Origin of the sequence: Lentzea terrae (genome assembly GCF_003265345.1) — a bacterium.
Taxonomy (GTDB): domain Bacteria; phylum Actinomycetota; class Actinomycetes; order Mycobacteriales; family Pseudonocardiaceae; genus Lentzea; species Lentzea terrae.
The window spans coordinates 1-1,032 of record NZ_QFWW01000046.1; the positions used below are offsets into that span (position 1 = coordinate 1).

The window sequence follows — 1,032 nt, forward strand, 5'->3', positions numbered from 1 at the left end:
CGGCACCGACATCGGCCCGCTGGCGATGTGCTACCGCAAGGACCTCTTCGCCCAGGCCGGACTGCCGTCGGACCCCGAAGGCGTCAAAGCGCTGTTCGCCACCTGGGACAGCTACTTCGCCGCCGGTGACCAGTTCATCGCCAAGGTTCCCGGCGTCGCCTGGTTCGACAGCGCTTCCCAGGTCTTCAACGCCATGCACAACCAGCACGAGACCGGCTACTACGACAAGTCCGACAAGCTGGTCGTCGACACCAACCCGGCCATCAAGGCGGACTGGACCGCGGTGACCGCAGCTGTCGCAAAGGGACAGTCGGCACGGCTCGTCGCGTGGAGCAACGAGTGGAACACCGGCTTCAAGCTGGGCAAGTTCGCCACGAAGACGTGCCCGTCGTGGATGCTCGGTGTGGTCGAGTCCCAGGCAGGCCCGGAGAACAAGGGCAAGTGGGCCGTGACGGACGCGTTCCCGAACGGTGGCGGCAACTGGGGTGGCTCGTACCTGAGCGTGCCGAAGCAGAGCAAGAACGCGAAGAAGGCCGCCGAGCTCGCCGCCTGGTTGACCGCGCCGGAGCAGCAGATCAAGGCGTTCAAGGCCAAGGGCACGTTCCCGAGCCAGGTCAAAGCCCTCGACGACCCGGCGCTGCTGGAGCAGACCAACGCCTACTTCGGTGACATCAAGGCCGGCGCGCTGTTCGCCACGCAGGCCAAGAAGGTGAAGGTCGCGCAGTACAAGGGCCCGGCCGACGGCGAGATCCAGGAGACGGTGTTCAGCCCGGCGCTGCAGTCGGTGGAGCAGGGCAAGACTGCCGACGAGGCCTGGAAGACCGCCGTCGAGGGCGCCCAGAAGGCGGCCAAGTGACCGCCGTGCTCAACAAGGTCGACCGCGGGCGAGCCGAGCAGTCTCGCCCGCGGCCGCCGCGGCGATACCGGATGTCCAATGTGGACGCGAAGGTGTCGCCGTATCTGTTCGTCGCACCGTTCTTCGTGTTGTTCGGTGCGATCGGTCTGTTTCCGTTGCTCTACACCGCTTACGTC

The 1,032-nt window shown here is 66.2% G+C and carries 1 protein-coding gene and 1 pseudogene; both read left to right on the plus strand.

Translation table 11 applies throughout. The features are described 5' to 3' along the window. Positions 1–856, plus strand: an 856-nt coding sequence (locus DI276_RS47630) for an extracellular solute-binding protein (protein WP_112276794.1), incomplete at its 5' end; no start/stop codon positions are given. After that, a pseudogene (locus tag DI276_RS47635) lies at positions 853–1,032 on the plus strand (sugar ABC transporter permease); the annotation flags it as partial. The gene DI276_RS47630 and the pseudogene DI276_RS47635, both read left to right, overlap by 4 nt.